Here is an 18,104-nt window from a genome sequence, read left to right on the forward strand (position 1 = left end):
CGGCGGTGATGACGGAAGAGCACGGCGCCCACCCTGACATCGAAACGCTCGATGCCTACCTCGATGCCCACCTCGATGCCCACCCTGACGCCCACCTCGACGCCCACCCGGGTCTGTCGGACCCAGGGCGATCCCGGGGAGCTGTCGCGAGCCGGGCCGACCGCCACATCCGGGCCTGTGCCACCTGCCAGGAGACGCTCGCGGCGCTGCGCCGGGTACGCGGCGAGCTCGCCCGGCTCGCCACGATGACCATGCCCGACGAGGTGGCGGAGCGCATCCATGCGGCGCTCGCGGCCAGGAGCGGCACCGCGGCCGGTCGTGCCGACGGCGGTTCCCCGCTGGACGCCTTCGGCGCCGCGGCCACCCACCGCGATCACGATCACGAGCACGAGCACGAATACGGCGAATACGGCGAATACGGTGAGCAGGGCGACCGCCGGGCAGCTGGGCTGTGGCGCGGGCCGGGGGGCGGCTCGCCCGCGCGGTTCCGCGGCGCCGGCACCGGAGGGCCTCGTGGACGGCGCGGGCGCCCCGGTTCTCCCGGCCGCGCGGCCCGGGACTGGGTCTCGATCGCGGCCACCTGCCTCGCGCTGGTGGCGTTCGGCGCCGCCGTGCTGGCCGTGCGCGGGCTGACCGCCGGCGGTGCCGGCTCGGCCGACGCCACGGCGAGCAGCCCGGTGGCTGCCAGCGCACCCCCGGGCGGCGACATCGTGGTGCGTCCCGACTCCGCGGCGGCGCCGACGGCGGCCGGCACCCGTTCCCTGAGCGTGCCGCCGGGCGGCACCTCGGTGCTCGTGGCCGACTCCGACATGATCCTGCGCCCGTCGGATGTGGTGCCTCACGGCCAGGAGCTGCTGGCCGGTCGGCTCGCCCCGACCTGGTTCGGCTGGTCGGACGCGGACCCGGACGCGGGATCCTGGCTGGCCCCGGGCACGGACTCCATGGAGCAGCCGGCGGAGGCGGCCGGCCGTTTTCGGGAGCAGGGTAACCGCACCGGAGTCAGTGCTGCGCGCGGTCGGCACTACGCAGCTGCGGATGTGCTACGACAGCCTCGCGGCACAGGCCGGCGGCACGGTGCTCGCGCTGGACCGGGTGCGCTTCGACGGGCAGGAGGCGATCCTGCTGGTGATTTCGCTGCCTGGGCAGGGGAACGCCGCGCGCCTGGTCGTCATCGACGCGCACTGCGGCGTCGTCCCGGTTTCGAGCGCCGTCCTGTACAGCGTGAACGCGAGCCGCGCCTAGAGCCGCGCCCAGTACCCGAGCGCCGCTGGGAAGCGGTGATGGATCGCACCGGAATCTGTGGCGACCGTGCGTGGTTGTGGGGGACAGACATCATGTCGACGTCAGCCGCCACCGAAGTCGCCGGCCGAGGAGCAGCCGGCGGGCGGCCGCCGGCATCACGAAGGGAGCAGTTGTGACAGCCCAGGGCAAGGACCAGGCGGTCCCGACCGCCGGGACCGAACGTTCCGGGGAGCAGGTCCTGGACGTCGTCATCATCGGGTCCGGCCCGGCCGGATACACGGCGGCGATCTACACGGCCAGGGCGAACCTTCGTCCGGTGGTCTTCGAGGGTGCGGTCACCTCCGGTGGCGCGTTGATGACCACGACCGAGGTGGAGAACTTCCCGGGCTTCCCCGAGGGCATCCAGGGGCCGGAGCTCATGGGCAACCTGCGCGCCCAGGCGGAGCGCTTCGGCGCGGAGCTGATCCCCGAGGACGTCACCGAGGTGGACCTGCGGGCCGACCCGAAGGTGATCAAGGTCGAGGACCAGACCTACCTCGCCCGGTCGGTCATCATCGCCACCGGTTCCGCCTACAAGAAGCTCGGCGTCGAGCACGAGGACCGGCTGCTCGGCCGCGGCGTCTCGGCCTGCGCGACCTGTGACGGCTTCTTCTTCCGGGATCAGGACATCGCGGTCGTCGGCGGCGGCGACTCGGCGATGGAGGAGGCGACCTTCCTCACCCGGTTCGCGAAGTCGGTGACGATCGTGCACCGGCGGGACAAGCTGCGCGCCAGCGCGATCATGCAGGAGCGGGCCTTCGCCGACCCGAAGATCACCTTCCGCTGGAACGCCGCGGTCGAGGAGATTCTGGGCGAGGAGAAGCTGGCGGGTGTGNGGCTGCGTGACACCGTCACCGGCGAGACCGACGAGCTGGCCGTGACCGGACTGTTCGTCGCGATCGGCCACGATCCCCGCACCGAGCTGGNCCGCGACCAACTGGAGCTGGACGAGGAGGGCTACGTCAGGGTGGCCCACCCGACCACGCTCACCAACATCCCAGGCGTCTTCGCCTGTGGTGACGTCGTCGACCACACCTACCGCCAGGCCATCACGGCCGCGGGCACCGGCTGCTCGGCGGCACTTGACGCCGAGCGCTACATCGCCANCGGTGAGGGCGCGGCCGACCCGACGGCGGAGGCCCCCCGGGTTCCGGCGCCGGAGCTCGCCGCCACCTGATCGCCCGATCCGGCCGCCCGGTACGGGCGAAACCGAGCGGCCGGACACCGCATCAGCACACTTCGCCAGGACAATTGGTTTCCCAGCGCTTCAGCAGGCCGGCCGCCACCAGGGGCCGACCGACGTCAGGCCAGGCAGTGCAAACGCGAGATCCCGAGGGAGAACCCCATGGCNGGCGCCACCAGCGCGGTGACGGACAACACGTTCGCCACCGAGGTACTTAAGAGCGACAAGCCGGTGCTCGTCGACTTCTNGGCGGAGTGGTGCGGCCCGTGCAAGATGGTGGCACCGGTGCTCGAGGAGATCGCCAGGGAGCACGGCGAGAAGCTGCGGATCGTCAAGCTGAACATTGACGAGAACCCGGAGATCGCCCGCCAGTACCAAATCATGTCGATACCGACCATGGCTGTCTTCGTCAACGGCGAGGTCGACAAGACCATCGTCGGCGCGAAGCCCAAGGCCGCGCTGCTGCGCGACCTGTCCGCCTACGTCTGAGCGGAGGTGCGCCCCTGCCGGGCGCACGGCTGTTGCCACGACGCGGTGACCCGCGAAAACTCAATGATCGGAAATGACGGCCCGTTCCTTCTGGAGCGGGCCGTCACCGTTGCACCCTCTCCCCCGTCTCGCTACCGCGTGTGATTTGACAGAAACTGCAGGTGTACGCCGGGTGCCCCGGAGGACCGCGACGCGCGGTACCGCCTCTGTACGGGGCTGTGCGGGCGGTAGACATGATCGAATGCTCCGTGCAGGCCGGTACCTGGCCCGCCGACGTAAACGTCGGTCACGTTCGGTGATTAGGGCTCATTCTCGGCCTGGCATGGGTGGTCCCTGGCGCGACGAAGCCCACTCAGCCTCCGAAAGCCGGACGANGGGGATCGCCGTCCTCGCACCGAGGTGCCCATGGCCTAATCTGATGGCNGGATTCGGCGGCCGGACCGATCGGCTCATCTCGACGGTTCGATGAACGCACATTCGAAAGGTGCTCATTCGTGAAGCTGCTGCGCCTTGGTGACCGTGATCCCTCCGTAGCCGAAGCCCGGGCAGCTCTCATCTACCTCGGCTTCCTGCCAGTCGCACCACGCCAGACCGGAACGGCCGACGGCACAGCCGACCTCACCGCCACCACCCCCGTCCCCGTCCNCGCTCCCGCTCACAGCTCCGCCCTCGGTGGCGACGGGGTCGAGGCAGCTGCCGCCGGCGACCCGGCCGATCTTTTCGACCGCGACCTGGACAACGCGGTCCGGGCCTTTCAGCAGAGCCGCGGGCTCTCGGTCGACGGCGTCATCGGGCCGGACACCTTTCGCGCCATTGAGGAGGCCCGGCGGCGGCTCGGTGACCGCCTCCTCTACTACAGCGTCACCCACCCCTTCGTCGGCGACGACGTGGCCGCGCTTCAGGAGCGCCTGTCGAACATGGGGTTCGACGTCGGCCGCGCCGACGGGATCTTCGGTGCCCGGACGGACGCCGCGGTCCGGGACTTCCAGCGCAACCGTGGGCTGGACCCCGACGGGCTGTGCGGCCCCCGCACGCTCCGCGAGCTCAAGCGCCTGGAGCGGACGGTCACCGGCGGCCGCCCGGACGTCCTGCGGGAGTCGGTGCGGCTGCTCGCCCGCGGGCCTTCCCTGCTCGGCGTGGTCGTTGCCATCGACCCCGGGCACGGCGGCGATGACCCCGGCGTGACTCGGGGNGCGCTGTGTGAACGCGATCTGATGGCGGACCTCGCCTCCCGGTTGGAGGCCCGGCTGCTGGCGTCCGGCCTGGAGGCGCATCTGGTGCACGGCCCGCACGAGTCGCCGGCCGAGGCGGAGCGGGCGGCGCGCGCGAACGAGATCGGTGCCGACCTGCTCGTCTCCCTGCACGTCGACGCGAGCGGTTCGGAGCAGGCGCAGGGCGTCTCGACCTACTACTACGGCCACGCGCGCGGATCGTCCGCGGTCGGNGAACGGTTCGCGACGCTGGTCCAGCGGGAGATCGTCTCGCGGACGGACATGGTCGACTGCCGCGCGCATCCAAAGACCTGGGAGCTGCTGCGCCGCACCCGCATGCCGGCCGTTCAGATCGATCTCGGATACCTCACGAATGCCCATGACGTGGCGGCCCTGGCCTCGACGGAGTTCCGGGCCGCCGTGGCGGAGGCCCTGCTCGCCGCCACCCAGCGCCTGTTCCTGCCGCCCGAGCAGGACCCGCCGACCGGNCAGCTGCGAGTCCCCCGCATCGCAGCCCGCACCTGACCGCGGGCGGGAGGAGCGGTTGACCTCGCCGGCGCGCCCACCCGGCGGCGGGCCGGTCCCCCGTCGCGCGTTCCGCCGGCAGGTTTCACGTGGAACAGCTCACGGCGTGCCCGACTCCACCGGCGGCGGCCGGAGTCCTAGGCTGTCGGAGGTAAGCGGAACAACCGGCCTGACATGGCTGTCCGAACCGCTGGGAGGCGTGGCTCGATGAGTCGACGGATCGCGAACATCACGCTCGACAACANCGATGACATCCCGCTTCCATGCCGGCGGTGCGTCTTCTGGGAGCTGGACCCGGTGGCCCGCAGCCGCGCGGAGGAGACCGGAGCCACCGACATCGAGAAGGAGGCCTGGGTCTCGGCCGCACTGCTCGAGTGGGGTAGCTGCGGAAAAATCGTGTATGTGGACGACGTGCCGGCCGGCTTCGTGATGTTCGCGCCGCCGGCGCACGTCCCGCGGTCGGCGGCATTTCCGACAAGTCCCGTCAGCCCGGACGCCGTCCTGCTGATGACGGCCCAGATCGCCGAGGAGTTCACCGGCCAGGGGCTCGGCCGGGNCNTCNTGCAGTCCGTGGCGAAGGAGATCATCCGACGCGGTTACCGCGCCATCGAGGCGTTCGGCGATCTGAAGGGCTCCGGCACACGCTGCGTCGTACCCGCCGACTACCTGCTGGCCGTCGGCTTCAAGACCGTGCGGCCGCACCACCGCTGGCCCCGGCTGCGGCTAGAGGTCAAGAACGCGGNGAGCTGGCGGGAGGACGTCGAGGTGGCCCTGGAGCGCCTGCTCGGGTCCATGAACCCCGAGGGTGTCCTGCGCCAGGTGAACCCGGTACCAGGCGCGATCTGAGCCGGGCGGCGAGCCGAGCCCACCGAGCCCGCCGGGCACGATCTGGGCCGGGCGGGGCCTCCGTGGTGGCCCCGCCGCCGCCGCGGGGTCGCCACGGTGCTGGCGGGTCCGGTCCGTCCCGCCAGGTCGGCGGCCGCGGCCGCGCTGGTTCGGTTCGGACCGGAGCCGGTTCAGCTGAGGGTCCTGGTTGACCGCCGGGTCAGGAGGCGGCGGAGTCGGGGGTCATCGCGGCGACGATCCGCTCCAGGTCCTCGATCGTGGCGAACTCGACGGTGATCCGCCCCTTGCTGCGGCCCATGTCCACCTTGACCCGGGTCTCCAGGCGGTCGGACAGCCGGTCGGCGATCCGGCTGAGCGCCGGGGCCGGGGTGCGGGCCTGCCGCGGGGCACGCTTGCGCGGACCCACCTCGCCCAGGGCCACGATCTCCTCGACCGCCCGGACGGACAGCCCTTCCGCGACGATCCGGGTCGCCAGCCGGTCCTGGGCGTCGGGATCCTCCAGGGAGAGCAGAGCACGGGCGTGCCCGGCCGAGAGCACCCCGGCCGCCACCCGCCGCTGCACGGCCGGCGGCAGGCCCAGCAGCCGGATGGTGTTCGTGNCGTGCGAGCGGGACCGTCCGAGCCGGCCCGCCAGCTCCTCGTGGGTGGCGCCGAAGTCCCGGAGCAGCTGCTCGTAGGCCGCGGCTTCCTCCAGCGGATTGAGCTGCTGGCGGTGCAGGTTCTCCAGCAGCGCGTCGCGGAGCATGGCGTCGTCCGCGGTCTCCCGCACGATCGCCGGCACCCGCTCCAGGCCGGCGAGCCGGGACGCCCGCCAGCGACGCTCCCCNATGACGAGCTCGTACCGGCCCGGCAACAGCTCGCGGACCACAATCGGCTGGAGCAGGCCTACTTCCTTCAGGCTTTCCGCCAGCTCGGTGAGGGCGTCCTCATCGAAGTGGGTGCGCGGCTGGCGCGGGTTGGGGGTGACCGAGTCGAGCGCGACCTCCCGGAACACCGCGCCGGCGACCGGGGCCGGAGCGGGCACGCGCTCCGCGCCGGGCCCCTGGTAGGTATCCGTGGCTTCGGCGGCCGCGGGGATGAGGGCACCGAGCCCGCGCCCGAGGCCGCCTCGCCGCGCAGTCATCGACGGGCCCCGTTCAGGTTCGGCCCGCGGCCGTCAGCCGCACCGGGGCCGTCCACCGCGGGGTAGCCGTCGGTCGGGCCGTAGCCGTCGGCCGGACCGTAGCCGTCGGCGGCACCACGCGGTTCCGCGGGGCCGTACTGCGTGGGCGCGGCGTGCCGCTCAGCGGGCCCGTACGCGGGCGGACCACTCGGGCCGGGCCTGGAGGCGGGGGAGTGGTCCACAGGCGGCCCAGCGACGCTAGGGAGGGCGCCGCCGGGCACCGCGGGCTCGATGTCGGCGGGCGGTGCGCCGTCGACCAACGCGGCTCCGCGTGACGGGCGGACGGCCCCGCGCTCCGCCAGTTCCCGGGCTGCCGCCAGATAGGAGAGGGACCCGCGGGACGCCGGGTCATAGGTAAGCGCGGACTGACCGTAGCTCGGGGCCTCGGCGAGCCGCACGTTGCGCGGGATCGTGGTGTTGAGCACCCGATCCCCGAAGTGCTCTTTCACCTCGTGCACGACCTGGTCCGCGAGGCGGGTGCGCGAGTCGTACATGGTCAGCAGGATGGTCGACAGCCGGAGCTCCTGGTTGAGATGGGCCTGGACCAGCTCGACGTTACGCAGCAGCTGACCGAGACCCTCCANGGCGTAGTACTCGCACTGGATCGGGATCAGGAGCTCGCGGGCCGCGACGAGCGCGTTGACCGTGAGCAGGCCGAGAGAAGGCGGGCAGTCGATGAGGACGTAGTCGACCTCGTTGCGCATGCCCTCGATGGCCCGCCGCAGGCGGGTCTCCCGCGCCACCAGGGACACCAGCTCGATCTCGGCGCCGGCGAGATCGATGGTCGCCGGTGCGCAGAACAGGCCCTCGGCCTCCCNGGAGCGCACGACGATCTCGTCGAGTGGCCGGTCGCCGACCAGCACCTCGTAGATCGAAGGCGTGCCGGAGCGGTGGTCCNCACCCAGCGCCGTCGAGGCGTTGCCCTGGGGGTCCAGGTCCACCACGAGTACCCGGATGCCGTGCATGGCCAGTGCGGCCGCGAGATTGACCGTGGTGGTCGTCTTGCCGACGCCACCCTTCTGGTTCGCGACGGTGATGACGCGCCGCCGGTTGGGTCGGGGAANGGGCCGTCGTCGTTCCTTTGTCAGTGCTTCCACCGCTGCTGCCGCCGCCGCTCCGATCGGGGTCGATGAGTCGAGAGGGTCCAGCCCCGGGAAGCCGGACCCACCGCCCGGAGTCCTCCCGTAAGCCGAGCCACCTCGACCCGCCGACGCTGCCTGGGGTGCCATCGCCATCTGATGAGGCATCTCTGTTTCACGTGGAACGCGACCGTCCACGCGCCGGTCGATCAGGAGTTCCCTCCCGCGCCCGCCGTGACTGTGTCGCCCGTCTGGCCTGCCGGTCATCCGCGCCGCGCCGTCCCCTCCCGCCGTCCCCACGGGCTGCCGAGGCAGAGCGCGTCGCGCGCAGCACACGGGTGGGTTCCTCCACCAGGCCAGCTCCGCACGTCACGACGTTCACCTCGCGCCNACCNTGGGAATCGAGATCACTACGCGCGGCCTGCAATTCCTCAAGGATTCGCGAACCGCGCAGTGCAAGCATGACACCGCCCGGACGCGTCATCGGCAGCAGNACCGCACCCAGACGCCCCATCGGGGNGACCGCGCGGGCCACGGAAACGTCGAAAGCACGACGTGGCGGCAGCTGTGCATAGTCGGGAGCCCGGCCGCGGGCCACGTCCACCCGTTCGTCCAGGCCAAGCTGTGCCACAACTTCGGCCAGGAAACGGCACCTTCGGTCCATTGGTTCGAGCAGGGTCACCCGCAGATCTGGGCGGGCCAGCGCAAGGGGGATGCCGGGCAACCCGGCGCCGCTGCCGACGTCCACGACCTCCGGCGCCCGGCCCGCCGCTCCGGGCACCTGCGCCAGCTCCGCGGCGGAGGGGACGGCCTCGGCGAGCACGGCGCAGTTCAGCAGGTGGCGCTCCCACAGCCGACCCGTCTCCCGAGGGCCGATCAGGCCCCGCTCGACCCCTGCCGTCGCCAGCAGTTCGGCGTATTGGACCGCCAGGGGGAGCCTGTCCCCGAAGAGGTCGGCCGCGACGTCCGGTACCGCGTCCAACCCACCCGAACCCACCGGGATGACTGCCTCGGCTGCCTCGGTGGACTCGGCTGCCCCGGCGCCAGGCCCCTCGACCGGCAGGTGCTCGTCCGGCGGGTTCACCGAAGGAATCTTCACCGGCCGGCCTCGGCGCCGAAACCGCGCTCGCCCACGCGGGTGAAGGCCGGCCGACGGCGGGGCCGGGGGTTCCCCGGAGCGGGGGAGCGGGGCCCGGCCGAGGGCGGGCGCCGGGAAGCGCACGGAAAGCTGGGGCATGAAGGCACAGAACAAGCATCCCCCGTGAACCGGGGTTGGGGCGTCAGGTGATGCCCTGGATAGCCGCTGTGTCGGGAATCAGTACCGAGACGGCGGTTCCATGACTAGATGTTTCCCGTGAATCATTTGCCGTGCACGGCCGTTCGTGACTGTCGGGACGCGCAGTGGCTGTAGACGGTCACCGTTCCGGTCAGCCTGAACGACCAGGGCTCGCCCGCACACCAGCCGTCCGCCCGTAGCTCGGCCAGACCGGGGGCCATCGCCTTCTCCTCGACATCGAAGACGAAGACGACGAGCCGGCCGGNGGGCTCCGGCCGCATCNGCTGGTCAGCAAGTGACAGGGGACGTCCGGCGNGATCGAGCCGACCGGGGTCGACGAACACGGTGTCGGTCCGGTTCACCCTGGGAGCTTCCCGTCCNGGCGCGGTGCCCGGCGGCAAGGCGGGAAGTCCCTCGTCCGCCCGCGGCCCGTCGTCGCTGGCCTCCATCGCGTAGATCCAGCCCGGGCGGGCGAGCCGGCCCCCGACGACGACGAGATCGCCCGGCCGGACCAGCCGTCGGGNAGCCACCGTCGCGTCAACCATCAGGTCCAGACCGCGCAGCCGGTCCCGGCGCTCCCACAGGACCCGGTCTCCGGACAACCCGCCGGCCAGCGCCGTCCCGGCCGTCAGGACGACAACCAGTACCGCGCAGCCGGCCAGACCGCGGTCCGTCCGGGCTGCCCAGGTCTCCTCCGCGACCCCGGCCGCGCGGGCCACGCGGAGTTCCCGGATCGCGCCGCGGGTCACCCTGTCCGCGCCGACCACAACCAGCAGCAGAAGCAGCGGTACGACGAACTGGTTCGTCCGTGTCGGGCCGAACGGCCAGAACCTGACCGCACTCGCCGCCAACATGATGACCTCGGCTCCACCGAGCGCGGCCAGCACCCGGCGGCCGTCCGCCCGCCGGCCGAGAGTGGCCACGCCGACCGCCCCGAACAGGACGGTGGCCGGTGCGAGCAGCCACGGCAGGAAGTGCGGCAGGTCGAGGTAGCCCGGCACGAGGCTCGGATCGAACCGGTCAGTTCCCGGCGGCGAGCCGGTGACGGTCTTCCACAGCTGGTCCGCGACGAAGGTCACGGCTCCCCACGGGTCCCGTCCGGCGAGGAACTGGGTGTCCCAGTAGTTCCCGGCACGCTGGGCCGACTGGTGACCGAGAAAAAGAAGAGTGTGCGCGGACACCAGACCGACGGCGGGCAGCACCTCGGCGAGCCGCCGGCGCCGGCCCGGCCCGCCGGTCAGGACGTCCAGTGCCGCGAGCGGCAGGAGCACGAACACCGCCGGCACCGCGAACAGCGCGACGATCCCGGCCGCCGTCCGTCGGTGCGGGAGGGGCAGGCCGCGGGGGAGGGGCAGGCGGCGGGGGAGGGGAGGTTGGTGTGCGGATGCGTCGCCGCCGGCCGGACCCAGCCAGAGCAGGACGACGACTACCGTGACAAGGGCCTCGATCGCGTATGGCTTGAGCTGCGAGGCCAGGTCGAGAAAGGTGACGTTCAGGCACAGCCAGCACACCGCGAACCCGGCGGCGACCGGCCCGGAGAACCTGCGGACGAGGATGGCGAGGGCGGCTCCCAGCGCGGGTACCGCCAGAAAACCGGGAAGGCGCAGCGCCCAGCTGTGCCAGCCCAGCACCTCGCCGAGCAGCCGAACCNGGCCGAGCCACCCGACCGCGGACGGCGTGTTGGCGACCGCCAGCTCGGACCACATCGATGTCAGCGGCTCGCTGACGAAATGACCTCGCCAGATCTCGTCGTACCAGAACGGCCTGCGCAGGTAGGCGGCGAGCAGGATGGTCGGCGCCGCCAGCGCGACCAGGACGAATCCGGTCAGCCACCAGCGCCCCGCACCGGACACCGTCCGGGCACGGTCCACGGATCCNGCAGCGTCTACCCNCCCCCCGCCCGGCTCGCCGTCAGGCCAGTCGACACCGGCCACATCTGTACCGGCCACATCTGTACCCACCATGCCTGTGCCCATCACGCCGGTGCCCATCACGCCTATGTCGCTCGGGCCCTCGCCGCCGCCCGGGCCGGCACCGGCCCGGGCGGGCATACCTACCTGCGACGAAACCACGGGTGCCCCGATCCCCTCACCATGCGTCCAGGATCGGGGATCCTTTGGCCGCCGACCACACCGGCTGGTCGGGCCGGCGGGCCTGACCTGTGCATGGCGTCAGATTCCACGCGCGAAGCTCAGCTCCGTTCCGGCCGCCGAGCCCCACCGGGGAAGCTGCCCCGCACGCTGACATGCGGCAGCCCCGCCCAGAAGGACGGGGCCTGCGCGTCATGCGTCCCGGTCAGTCGGGCAGAACCACGACCCGACGGCTGGGCTCCTCACCCTCGGACTCACTGTGCACGCCATCGATGGTCGCGATCGCGTCGTGCACGACCTTGCGCTCGAACGGCGTCATCGGGGCCAGCTTGCGGGGCTCACCGCTCTCGAGAACCCGNCGCGCGGCGGTCGCGGCGACCTTGCGCAGCTCCACCCTCCGCCGGGCCCGGTGCCCACCCACGTCGAGCATCAGCCGGCTCCGGACGCCCGTCTTCTGCAGGACGGCCAGCCTGGTCAGCTCCTGGAGCGCCTCCAGGGTCTCACCGCCGGTCCCGATCAGCTTGTCCAGCCCGTCCCCGACCACGGCGACGACAGCGCGCCCGCCCTCGACATCCAGGTCGAGGTCACCATCCATGTCGACGATGTCGAGCAGACCCTCGATGTAGTCGGCCGCGATCTCGCCTTCCTGCTCCAGGTCTGCGAGCCGGCGCTCGCCGGAGCCCGTGGGCTCCTCGGCCGCCGTCGGGTCGGTCCCGGCCGCGAGGCCGTCCTCGTTGGCCTCGTTGGCCTCGGGTCCTTCCACGGCCAGGTCAGGTGCCGAACCGGTCATCAGCGTTACTCCAGGGGAAAGTGGGCGGCGGTGCCGAGAGTACGGGACGTCCGAGCGCCGCGGGGTCAACGCGGCGCTGTCGGCGGGCAACCGCCTGGGACGTACCGGGTCGTCCCGGCCAGACTGCCCGGGCGAGACTCGTGGACGGGGCCGGGTCCGGTGTCCGGTCAGGTCCCGTAAGGATGCCCGGGCTCGTCGGCGCGTGTCGTGACCGCCCGCTCATCAGCGGCGACCGCCCGGTCGCTTGCCCTTCGTCCGGCGCTTCGCGGGGCGGGAGCCGCCCGGGGCTCGCCGCGCGCCGGCGGGGACGGGGGCCGGGCGGCCGGCGGCGTCCGAATCGGCCACGCCGTTCGCCTTGGACGTTCCCGCCGCTGCCGGCGCCGAATCCGGCTGTGCCCCGGTCACGGCATCGGTCACGGCATCGGCGGCCGCATTCTGCACGTCCGGCCTGCCGCTACCGGAGCCTGCCTTGCCGGTGCCGGCTTTGGACGTTCCGGCCTTCGGCGCACCGGCCTTCGGCGCACCGGCCTTCGCGGCCTCGGACTTCGCGGCCCCGGACTTCGCCACACCACTCTTCGCGGCGGCGCCGGAGCGGGAGCGGGTCCCGGGCGGGGCGCTCGACGGCCGATTGCCGTTGCCNGACCGCGGCGAGGCGATCCCGGTGTCGTCTCCGCGCTCGGCGCCGTCCGTCTGAGCCTGGCCGGCCTTGGCGGTGGTTCCCCTGCCGGCGGAGACCTCCTCGGTTCGCCGGCGGTTTCCGGACTTGGCCCCCGCACGCGCCCCGGGCGCCGGCCGGGAGACCGCGACGCCCTCGGTAGAGGTCGTACGCGCGCCCGGGACCTTGCCACTGGCAGCGAGCGGCGCGAGCGGCGGCATCTTCTTGATGACGAAGAACTGCTGGCCCATGCTCCACAGGTTCGTGGTCAGCCAGTAGAGGAGGACCGCGATCGGGAAGCGGAAGCCGAAGATCGCCAGCATCAGCGGGGAGCCGTACAGCAGGACCTTCTGGACCATCGCCTGCTGGGGGTCGACCGGCCCGGTACGCGNCATGATCTGGCGCTGGGTCAGGAAGGTCGTCGCGCCCATCAGCACGATCAGGGCGACCGCGAGGATCCGGGTGTTGGTCCCGTTGGCCCCGAGGAAATGCAGGAAGTCCGGCGACGAGGTGAACTTGCTCGACAGCGAGATGCCNCACAGCTTCGCCTCGGCGATCTGCTCCACCTCATCGGCGGACAGGCCGACCCGGGGTCGCCAGACGAGGGAGCCGCCCGGCCCCTCGTTCATGGGCGCCAGGTGCGTGAAGACGTGGAACAGCGAGATGAACAGCGGGATCTGCAACAGGATGGGCAGGCAGCCGAGCAGCGGATTTCCATGCTCCTTCTGGAGCTTCATGATCTCCAGCTGCATCTGCTGCTTGTCGTGGCCGTNCTTTTCCTTGATCTCCTTGATGCGGGGCTGCATCATCTGCATCGTTCGCTGCGACTTCACCTGCTTGACGAACAGCGGGAAGATCAGGATGCGGACGCAGACGACGAGCAGAACGACCGACAGCGCCCAGGAGAAGAAGCTGTCACTGCCGAAGATCGGCCCGAAGCCCTTGTGGAAGAAGACGATCGCGTTCGCCGCGAGATGATAAAGCGGATCCAACACCTGACAGTCTCCTCACACCCGCGTTCCGCGACGGGAACCGACGATCTCGGAACGCGCCCCCCGGTGGAGGGACGCAGTGCGATGCCCGGGCCCGGCATCTGCTCGGTCGGCGCCCACCGGGCCCGGGAACTCCGGACCGGCGCCTGGGCCGGCGGTGTTCCCGGTCGCCGCGCCGGGCACCGGGTCGTAGCCCCCAGCCGAGAATGGCTGGCAGCGCAACAGCCGACGGAGAGCTAACAAACCACCGACGACGCCACCGTGACGGGTGACGGCGGTGAGGGCATAGGCGCTACAGGACGGTTCGAACCGGCAGCAGCCGGCGTTCCGGCCTGACCAGCCNGCGCGGTACAGCCGGACCAGCGCGGCCAGGACCCAGGCAAGCGGTCCCCGCACCGCGCCGGCGGATGTCCTCGCCAGCCTCGGGAACCTGTTGCCCGTCGCGGGAGCGGCAAGCACGAGGTCGACGAGCGCCNACGCGGCACCGGCTACCCCCACACCCGGCAGCGCACTCATCCGGACCGGGCCGATCGCTGGGGCCGGGCGGAGCGGACAGTGCGGAAGGCGGAGTCGAGTGAGCGGCCGAGCTCGTCGGACGTCGCGGTCGCCGCATCAGGCAACGCGCGGACCAGTACCGCGGTTCCCGGCGGCAACGAGGACAGCCTGGACCGCGTCTGCTCACGCAACCGCCGCCGGACTCGGTTCCGCACCACGGCGTTGCCGACCCGCCGGCCTACGACGAAACCCGCCCGGGGCGGGCCGTCCACNTCGGTCTGCATGCTGTGGACAACGACCGACCCCGCCCGGATGCGCCGGCCGGACCGCCCCAGGACAGCGTGGTCCCGCTTTGTGCGTNCTCGCGAGCCCCGGGGGAGCATGGCTGGACGGCGTCGAGCGCTCGTTCCGCCGTCAGGCGGAGAGCTCGTTGCGGCCCTTACGGCGGCGGGCGGAGAGGATCGAGCGGCCCGCGCGGGNCCGCATCCGGAGCCGGAACCCGNGGGTGCGGGCCCGCCGGCGGTTGTTCGGCTGGAAGGNGCGCTTACTCACGTGAGAACTCCGGAGACACAGGCGGGCGGGACACCGGCGGAGTGCCGGCCATGGCTGAACAACTCGACGACGGGGCGAGGGCGTGGCCACCAGCCACCGGAACCCTCGTGACCGAGGAATCCGCTCGCCGGAGCCCACGCCCATAAAGCCTGGCCCTACGAGCCGACCGTCGCCGTGGTTCGCCCTAGCCTACACACGATGCCATCAACGCCGGGTCCGTCCTGAGCACAGGCCACGTTCTCGTCGCTGCCGGTCGGTCACAGGGCGGCCCAGCGCCGGGCCCGCCACGGCCGGCTGTTAACGTTTGGTGCTCTGTCCGTGCCTCCGTCGCCTCTCGTAACCTCCGTCCGCGAACCGCCCGCCACGCTCCCGGCCGCACCCGGAGGACGTAGGCGGCAGCGCCGTCACCGGCCACCCGCCGGCACCACACCTGGTGGGCCCGGCCGTCGTCCACTTTGTGGGCCTGCAGCCGACGCCACGCCGGATGCGGTGTCATGTCCATGCACAGGNTGTGGACGACGATGTGGAGAACTCTTCTCAGGGGGTGCCGTGGACCCGGGCCAGACACACGTCGCCTCGCGTCGCCGGGGCGGCTCAGCCCGGGCGGCGGGCTGGGGAGGACGAGGTTGCCGACGTGANGGGCGAGGTGGTGGGGGGTCCGCGTCGGTCGGTCACCGTCCACGCGGAACAATCCCGGTCAGCACAACTGCCGGTCTCGGCGGCTCGACACCGTCGTTCGCCGGCCGGCACAGTCGTCCCCGAGACCCGGCCGTCAGCCAGGCATGGTCGTCAGTACGACACTTCCGACGGCCACCGGCACAGGACGGCTACCTAGAGACATAGAGACCACAGCGCCAGTCAGCGACTCCGACAACCGGCGGTCGTGTCGTCCGCCGAAGAGCCACGAAGAACCACAGGGAGCCCCAGTGACCGACCTCAGCGCCGACTCCGTCGCCGGTCTGCCGTCCCGGGGCGCCTCGCCGACATCCGATCCGGATCTGTCGGCGGTGTGGGATGGGGCGGTCGCCGGAGTCGCGGACGGTGCGCTGTCGGCCCAGCAGCGCGCCTGGCTGCGGCTCACCCGCCCACTCGGCCTGGTCCAGGACACGGCACTGCTCGCCGCGCCGAACGAGTTCACGAAGGACCTGTTGGACTCCCGGCTGCGCCCGTTCCTGTCCACAGCCTTGTCCACAGCCTATGGACGCGAGATCCGGGTCGCCGTGACGGTGGAGCACACGCCGGATCCCGAGCCGATGACCGGTCCGCTCACGCTGCCCGGTATCGGGCCGGACCTCGGCCGTCACGTGATCAACGCCGGAACCGACCCCGCCGACTCCGGGGGCAGGGTGGACGGGCCCGCGGCGGGCCGGCTGTCGCCCGGGCTCGGCCGTGATCCCTCCCCGCGGCCGTCCGAGCCGGCTCGCCTCAATCCNCGCTACCTGTTCGAGACCTTCGTCATCGGCGACAGCAACCGGTTCCCGCATGCCGCGGCGGTGGCGGTGGCGGAGGCGCCGGCGAAGGCATACAACCCGCTGTTCATCTACGGCGACTCGGGGCTCGGCAAGACCCACCTGCTGCACGCGATCGGCCACTACACGGTCAAGCTCTACCCGGAGAGCAAGATCAAGTATGTGAGCATGGAGGAGTTCACCAACGACTTCATCGCCTCGATCCGCGACGACCGGCAGCTGGCCTTCCAGCGCCGCTACCGCGACATCGACGTGCTGCTCGTTGACGACATCCAGTNCCTGGAGAACAAGGAACGGACGCAGGAGGAGTTCTTCCACACCTTCAACGTCCTGCACGACACCGAGAAGCAGATCGTCATCAGCTCCGACCGGTCGCCCAAGCAGCTCTCGGCCCTGGAGGACCGGCTGCGCAGCCGGTTCGAATGGGGACTGATCACCGACGTCACGCCCCCGGACCTGGAGACCAGGATCGCGATCCTGTCCNAGAAGGCGGCCACGGAGCGGCTGCCGGTGCCTCCGGACGTCCTCGAGTACATCGCGACCCACATCGAGCGCAACATCCGCGAACTGGAGGGCGCCCTCATCCGCGTGGCCGCGTTCGCCAGTCTCAACAAGTCGCATGTCGACCGCACCCTCGCCGAGATCGTCCTGCGCGACCTCATTCCGGACGCGGCCAACCCCGAGATCACGGCNGCCGCGATCATGAATGCCACCGCGGCCTACTTCGGGGTCTCGATGGACGACCTGTGCGGCACGTCGCGCAGCCGCGTGCTGGTCACGGCCCGCCAGATCGCGATGTACTTGTGCCGGGAGCTGACCGATCTCTCGCTTCCCAAGATCGGCCAGCATTTCGGTGGACGCGACCACACCACCGTCATGCACGCCGACCGCAAGATCCGCGGTCTGATGGCCGAGCGCCGGGCCATCTACAACCAGGTCACCGAGCTGACCAACCGCATCCGCGCCCAGGCCCGCCACGCCTGAGCGGAGTACCAGGCAGGACAGGCCATCCCTGAGCGGGCGCGGGCCGTCCCGGGCGTACTCAGGTGCCCACGTGCCCACGGACGGTGGCCTACCCCCGGATACGGCCCGGCGCCCGAATCGCCTCGCGTGACAGTACTTCTCCATTCCACCGTCGGTGACGCTGGCAGGGCGGGCATTATGCCCGCGAGGCCAAGGCGTATTGCCGGCGTCGACCTTCACCCCCGGCGCTCGGCTGATGATTTCCGCCAGCAATACGGCGGTGTCCTCGGCGGCCGCGCACCGGCGCGCTGACAGCGCGGCCCATCTGCTCCTTCGCCGCCTCCGCGGCTGTCGTGCTCNATTCGGCGGCTGTCGTGCTCGGTTCGGCGTCATCGGCCCGCGCCGTGAGCATTCCCCCGTCGGCATTCGCGGCCCGTTGGTACTCGACGGGACGCCCAGCCCTGTGCACGGAGCCGCCAGCGCCCTGCCCCGCCCCGGTGCGGTCCGGAGCAGCCCACTCCAAAGCGCGGCCCGACCGGACGGCTTCCGGCCCGCGCCCCTCGCCGGCAGCGCCTGGCCGGGACGATCCAGGCCAGGCGGCGAGGGTCGGGCGCCGAAATCCGTCCGGTCGGGCCGAAGCGACGCGCGGACGCCGGGAGCGAGTGCGCCGGGTGGGCCGCACGCCTTAGCGCCGAGTGCCGGCGAGGTGCGCGGGCAGGCATCCCGCGTTCCCGGCAAACAAGCCNTATCGGATCCGTCGGCCCGTGGGCGGCAACAGCGCCCAAATGGAATGTGAATACCTACAAACCGACGAAGCCAGAAGAAGGCACCCGAACGGGGGCGCTGCCGTCACCGAGCAAGAGCCACTTGTGGTCTTTACCCACAGCTTGTGGAGAAGGCTGTGGATAAGTAGCCATTCTCGGCCTGTGCACAGCCGGGGGCGGCGCCTTCTTGCCGGCCGCGGGGGCACCAAACCTGGGGACAGTGGCCTCGGATCCTGTGGGTAGCCGGTGGACGAACATGTGTACAGCCTGTGTGCAGCCGAG

7 protein-coding genes and 32 pseudogenes are annotated in these 18,104 nt (G+C 71.6%); 18 read left to right on the top strand and 21 right to left on the bottom strand.

The genetic code is table 11. The features are described 5' to 3' along the window. Positions 1-8: 8 nt before the first annotated feature. The 13 genes and pseudogenes from UG55_RS28765 to UG55_RS40220 form a co-directional block, all read left to right on the top strand. A complete protein-coding gene (locus UG55_RS28765) occupies positions 9-1,418 on the top strand; it encodes a hypothetical protein (RefSeq protein WP_128423102.1) in 1,410 nt (469 codons plus the stop codon). Next, positions 1,415-2,116, top strand: a 702-nt coding sequence (locus tag UG55_RS20575) for an NAD(P)/FAD-dependent oxidoreductase (RefSeq protein ID WP_242424856.1), incomplete at its 3' end; no start/stop codon positions are given. The genes UG55_RS28765 and UG55_RS20575, both read left to right, overlap by 4 nt. A 1-nt stretch (position 2,117) precedes the next feature. After that, positions 2,118-2,207, top strand: a pseudogene (locus UG55_RS40175) (hypothetical protein); the annotation flags it as partial. Position 2,208: 1 nt separating this feature from the next. Beyond that, positions 2,209-2,387: pseudogene (locus UG55_RS40180) on the top strand (NAD(P)/FAD-dependent oxidoreductase); the annotation flags it as partial. 245 nt (positions 2,388-2,632) lie between these two features. Then, positions 2,633-2,711 (top strand): annotated as a pseudogene (locus UG55_RS40185) (thiol reductase thioredoxin); the annotation flags it as partial. A 1-nt stretch (position 2,712) separates the two neighbouring features. Next, positions 2,713-2,953, top strand: a pseudogene (trxA, locus tag UG55_RS20580) (thioredoxin); the annotation flags it as partial. Positions 2,954-3,447: 494 nt separating this feature from the next. Beyond that, positions 3,448-3,598, top strand: a pseudogene (locus tag UG55_RS47740) (N-acetylmuramoyl-L-alanine amidase); the annotation flags it as partial. A gap of 1 nt (position 3,599) precedes the next feature. After that, a pseudogene (locus UG55_RS40195) lies at positions 3,600-4,145 on the top strand (peptidoglycan-binding protein); the annotation flags it as partial. Position 4,146: 1 nt separating this feature from the next. Continuing rightward, positions 4,147-4,397, top strand: a pseudogene (locus UG55_RS40200) (N-acetylmuramoyl-L-alanine amidase); the annotation flags it as partial. 1 nt (position 4,398) lies between these two features. Beyond that, positions 4,399-4,652, top strand: a pseudogene (locus UG55_RS40205) (N-acetylmuramoyl-L-alanine amidase); the annotation flags it as partial. 282 nt (positions 4,653-4,934) lie between these two features. Continuing rightward, positions 4,935-5,247: pseudogene (locus tag UG55_RS40210) on the top strand (GNAT family N-acetyltransferase); the annotation flags it as partial. Between the two features lie 4 nt (positions 5,248-5,251). Continuing rightward, positions 5,252-5,431: pseudogene (locus UG55_RS40215) on the top strand (GNAT family N-acetyltransferase); the annotation flags it as partial. Position 5,432: 1 nt separating this feature from the next. Next, positions 5,433-5,535 (top strand): annotated as a pseudogene (locus UG55_RS40220) (GNAT family N-acetyltransferase); the annotation flags it as partial. Positions 5,536-5,734: 199 nt separating this feature from the next. Here UG55_RS40220 and UG55_RS40225 read toward each other — a convergent pair. The 21 genes and pseudogenes from UG55_RS40225 to UG55_RS40320 form a co-directional block, all read right to left on the bottom strand. Then, the coding region (locus UG55_RS40225) for a ParB/RepB/Spo0J family partition protein (RefSeq protein WP_396230964.1) at positions 5,735-6,134 on the bottom strand (400 nt) is incomplete at its 5' end. 1 nt (position 6,135) lies between these two features. Next, a pseudogene (locus UG55_RS40230) lies at positions 6,136-6,361 on the bottom strand (ParB/RepB/Spo0J family partition protein); the annotation flags it as partial. Position 6,362: 1 nt separating this feature from the next. Then, positions 6,363-6,658 (bottom strand): annotated as a pseudogene (locus UG55_RS40235) (ParB N-terminal domain-containing protein); the annotation flags it as partial. Beyond that, positions 6,655-7,280: pseudogene (locus UG55_RS40240) on the bottom strand (ParA family protein); the annotation flags it as partial. The pseudogenes UG55_RS40235 and UG55_RS40240, both read right to left, overlap by 4 nt. 1 nt (position 7,281) lies before the next feature. Then, a pseudogene (locus UG55_RS40245) lies at positions 7,282-7,514 on the bottom strand (ParA family protein); the annotation flags it as partial. Position 7,515: 1 nt separating this feature from the next. Continuing rightward, a pseudogene (locus tag UG55_RS40250) lies at positions 7,516-7,594 on the bottom strand (ParA family protein); the annotation flags it as partial. Position 7,595: 1 nt separating this feature from the next. Then, positions 7,596-7,760 (bottom strand): annotated as a pseudogene (locus tag UG55_RS40255) (ParA family protein); the annotation flags it as partial. 1 nt (position 7,761) lies between these two features. Beyond that, positions 7,762-7,932 (bottom strand): annotated as a pseudogene (locus tag UG55_RS47745) (ParA family protein); the annotation flags it as partial. Between the two features lie 19 nt (positions 7,933-7,951). After that, a pseudogene (locus UG55_RS40260) lies at positions 7,952-8,166 on the bottom strand (16S rRNA (guanine(527)-N(7))-methyltransferase RsmG); the annotation flags it as partial. A gap of 5 nt (positions 8,167-8,171) precedes the next feature. Next, positions 8,172-8,269 (bottom strand): annotated as a pseudogene (locus UG55_RS40265) (16S rRNA (guanine(527)-N(7))-methyltransferase RsmG); the annotation flags it as partial. A 27-nt stretch (positions 8,270-8,296) separates the two neighbouring features. Continuing rightward, positions 8,297-8,779, bottom strand: a pseudogene (locus UG55_RS40275) (16S rRNA (guanine(527)-N(7))-methyltransferase RsmG); the annotation flags it as partial. 2,568 nt (positions 8,780-11,347) lie between these two features. Then, positions 11,348-11,500, bottom strand: a 153-nt coding sequence (locus UG55_RS40280; RefSeq protein ID WP_304440430.1) for a R3H domain-containing nucleic acid-binding protein, incomplete at its 5' end; no start/stop codon positions are given. Between the two features lies 1 nt (position 11,501). Next, a pseudogene (locus tag UG55_RS20615) lies at positions 11,502-11,932 on the bottom strand (protein jag); the annotation flags it as partial. Between the two features lie 640 nt (positions 11,933-12,572). Then, positions 12,573-12,978 (bottom strand): annotated as a pseudogene (locus UG55_RS40290) (YidC/Oxa1 family membrane protein insertase); the annotation flags it as partial. 1 nt (position 12,979) lies between these two features. Continuing rightward, positions 12,980-13,123: pseudogene (locus UG55_RS40295) on the bottom strand (hypothetical protein); the annotation flags it as partial. Between the two features lies 1 nt (position 13,124). Then, a pseudogene (locus tag UG55_RS40300) lies at positions 13,125-13,359 on the bottom strand (YidC/Oxa1 family membrane protein insertase); the annotation flags it as partial. A gap of 1 nt (position 13,360) precedes the next feature. Beyond that, a pseudogene (locus tag UG55_RS40305) lies at positions 13,361-13,582 on the bottom strand (YidC/Oxa1 family membrane protein insertase); the annotation flags it as partial. A 12-nt stretch (positions 13,583-13,594) separates the two neighbouring features. Next, on the bottom strand, positions 13,595-13,921 hold a 327-nt coding region (yidD, locus tag UG55_RS27680; protein ID WP_242424857.1), incomplete at its 5' end, for a membrane protein insertion efficiency factor YidD. Between the two features lie 170 nt (positions 13,922-14,091). Next, on the bottom strand, positions 14,092-14,346 hold a 255-nt coding region (gene rnpA, locus UG55_RS20625), incomplete at its 5' end, for a ribonuclease P protein component (protein ID WP_242424858.1). A 1-nt stretch (position 14,347) separates the two neighbouring features. Then, positions 14,348-14,434: pseudogene (locus UG55_RS40315) on the bottom strand (ribonuclease P protein component); the annotation flags it as partial. A gap of 54 nt (positions 14,435-14,488) precedes the next feature. Continuing rightward, positions 14,489-14,553 (bottom strand): 50S ribosomal protein L34 (locus UG55_RS40320; protein WP_242424861.1); only part of this gene is annotated, 65 nt, incomplete at its 5' end. 999 nt (positions 14,554-15,552) lie between these two features. Here UG55_RS40320 and UG55_RS40325 point away from each other — a divergent pair. The 5 pseudogenes from UG55_RS40325 to UG55_RS40345 form a co-directional block, all read left to right on the top strand. Further along, a pseudogene (locus tag UG55_RS40325) lies at positions 15,553-16,058 on the top strand (chromosomal replication initiation protein DnaA); the annotation flags it as partial. A gap of 1 nt (position 16,059) precedes the next feature. Then, positions 16,060-16,372, top strand: a pseudogene (locus UG55_RS40330) (DnaA ATPase domain-containing protein); the annotation flags it as partial. A 1-nt stretch (position 16,373) separates the two neighbouring features. Then, positions 16,374-16,578: pseudogene (locus tag UG55_RS40335) on the top strand (DnaA ATPase domain-containing protein); the annotation flags it as partial. 1 nt (position 16,579) lies between these two features. After that, positions 16,580-16,787 (top strand): annotated as a pseudogene (locus tag UG55_RS40340) (chromosomal replication initiation protein DnaA); the annotation flags it as partial. A 1-nt stretch (position 16,788) separates the two neighbouring features. Beyond that, a pseudogene (locus UG55_RS40345) lies at positions 16,789-17,079 on the top strand (helix-turn-helix domain-containing protein); the annotation flags it as partial. Positions 17,080-18,104 lie beyond the last annotated feature (1,025 nt).

The sequence above is a fragment of the Frankia sp. EI5c genome (assembly GCF_001636565.1).
Taxonomy (GTDB): domain Bacteria; phylum Actinomycetota; class Actinomycetes; order Frankiales; family Frankiaceae; genus Parafrankia.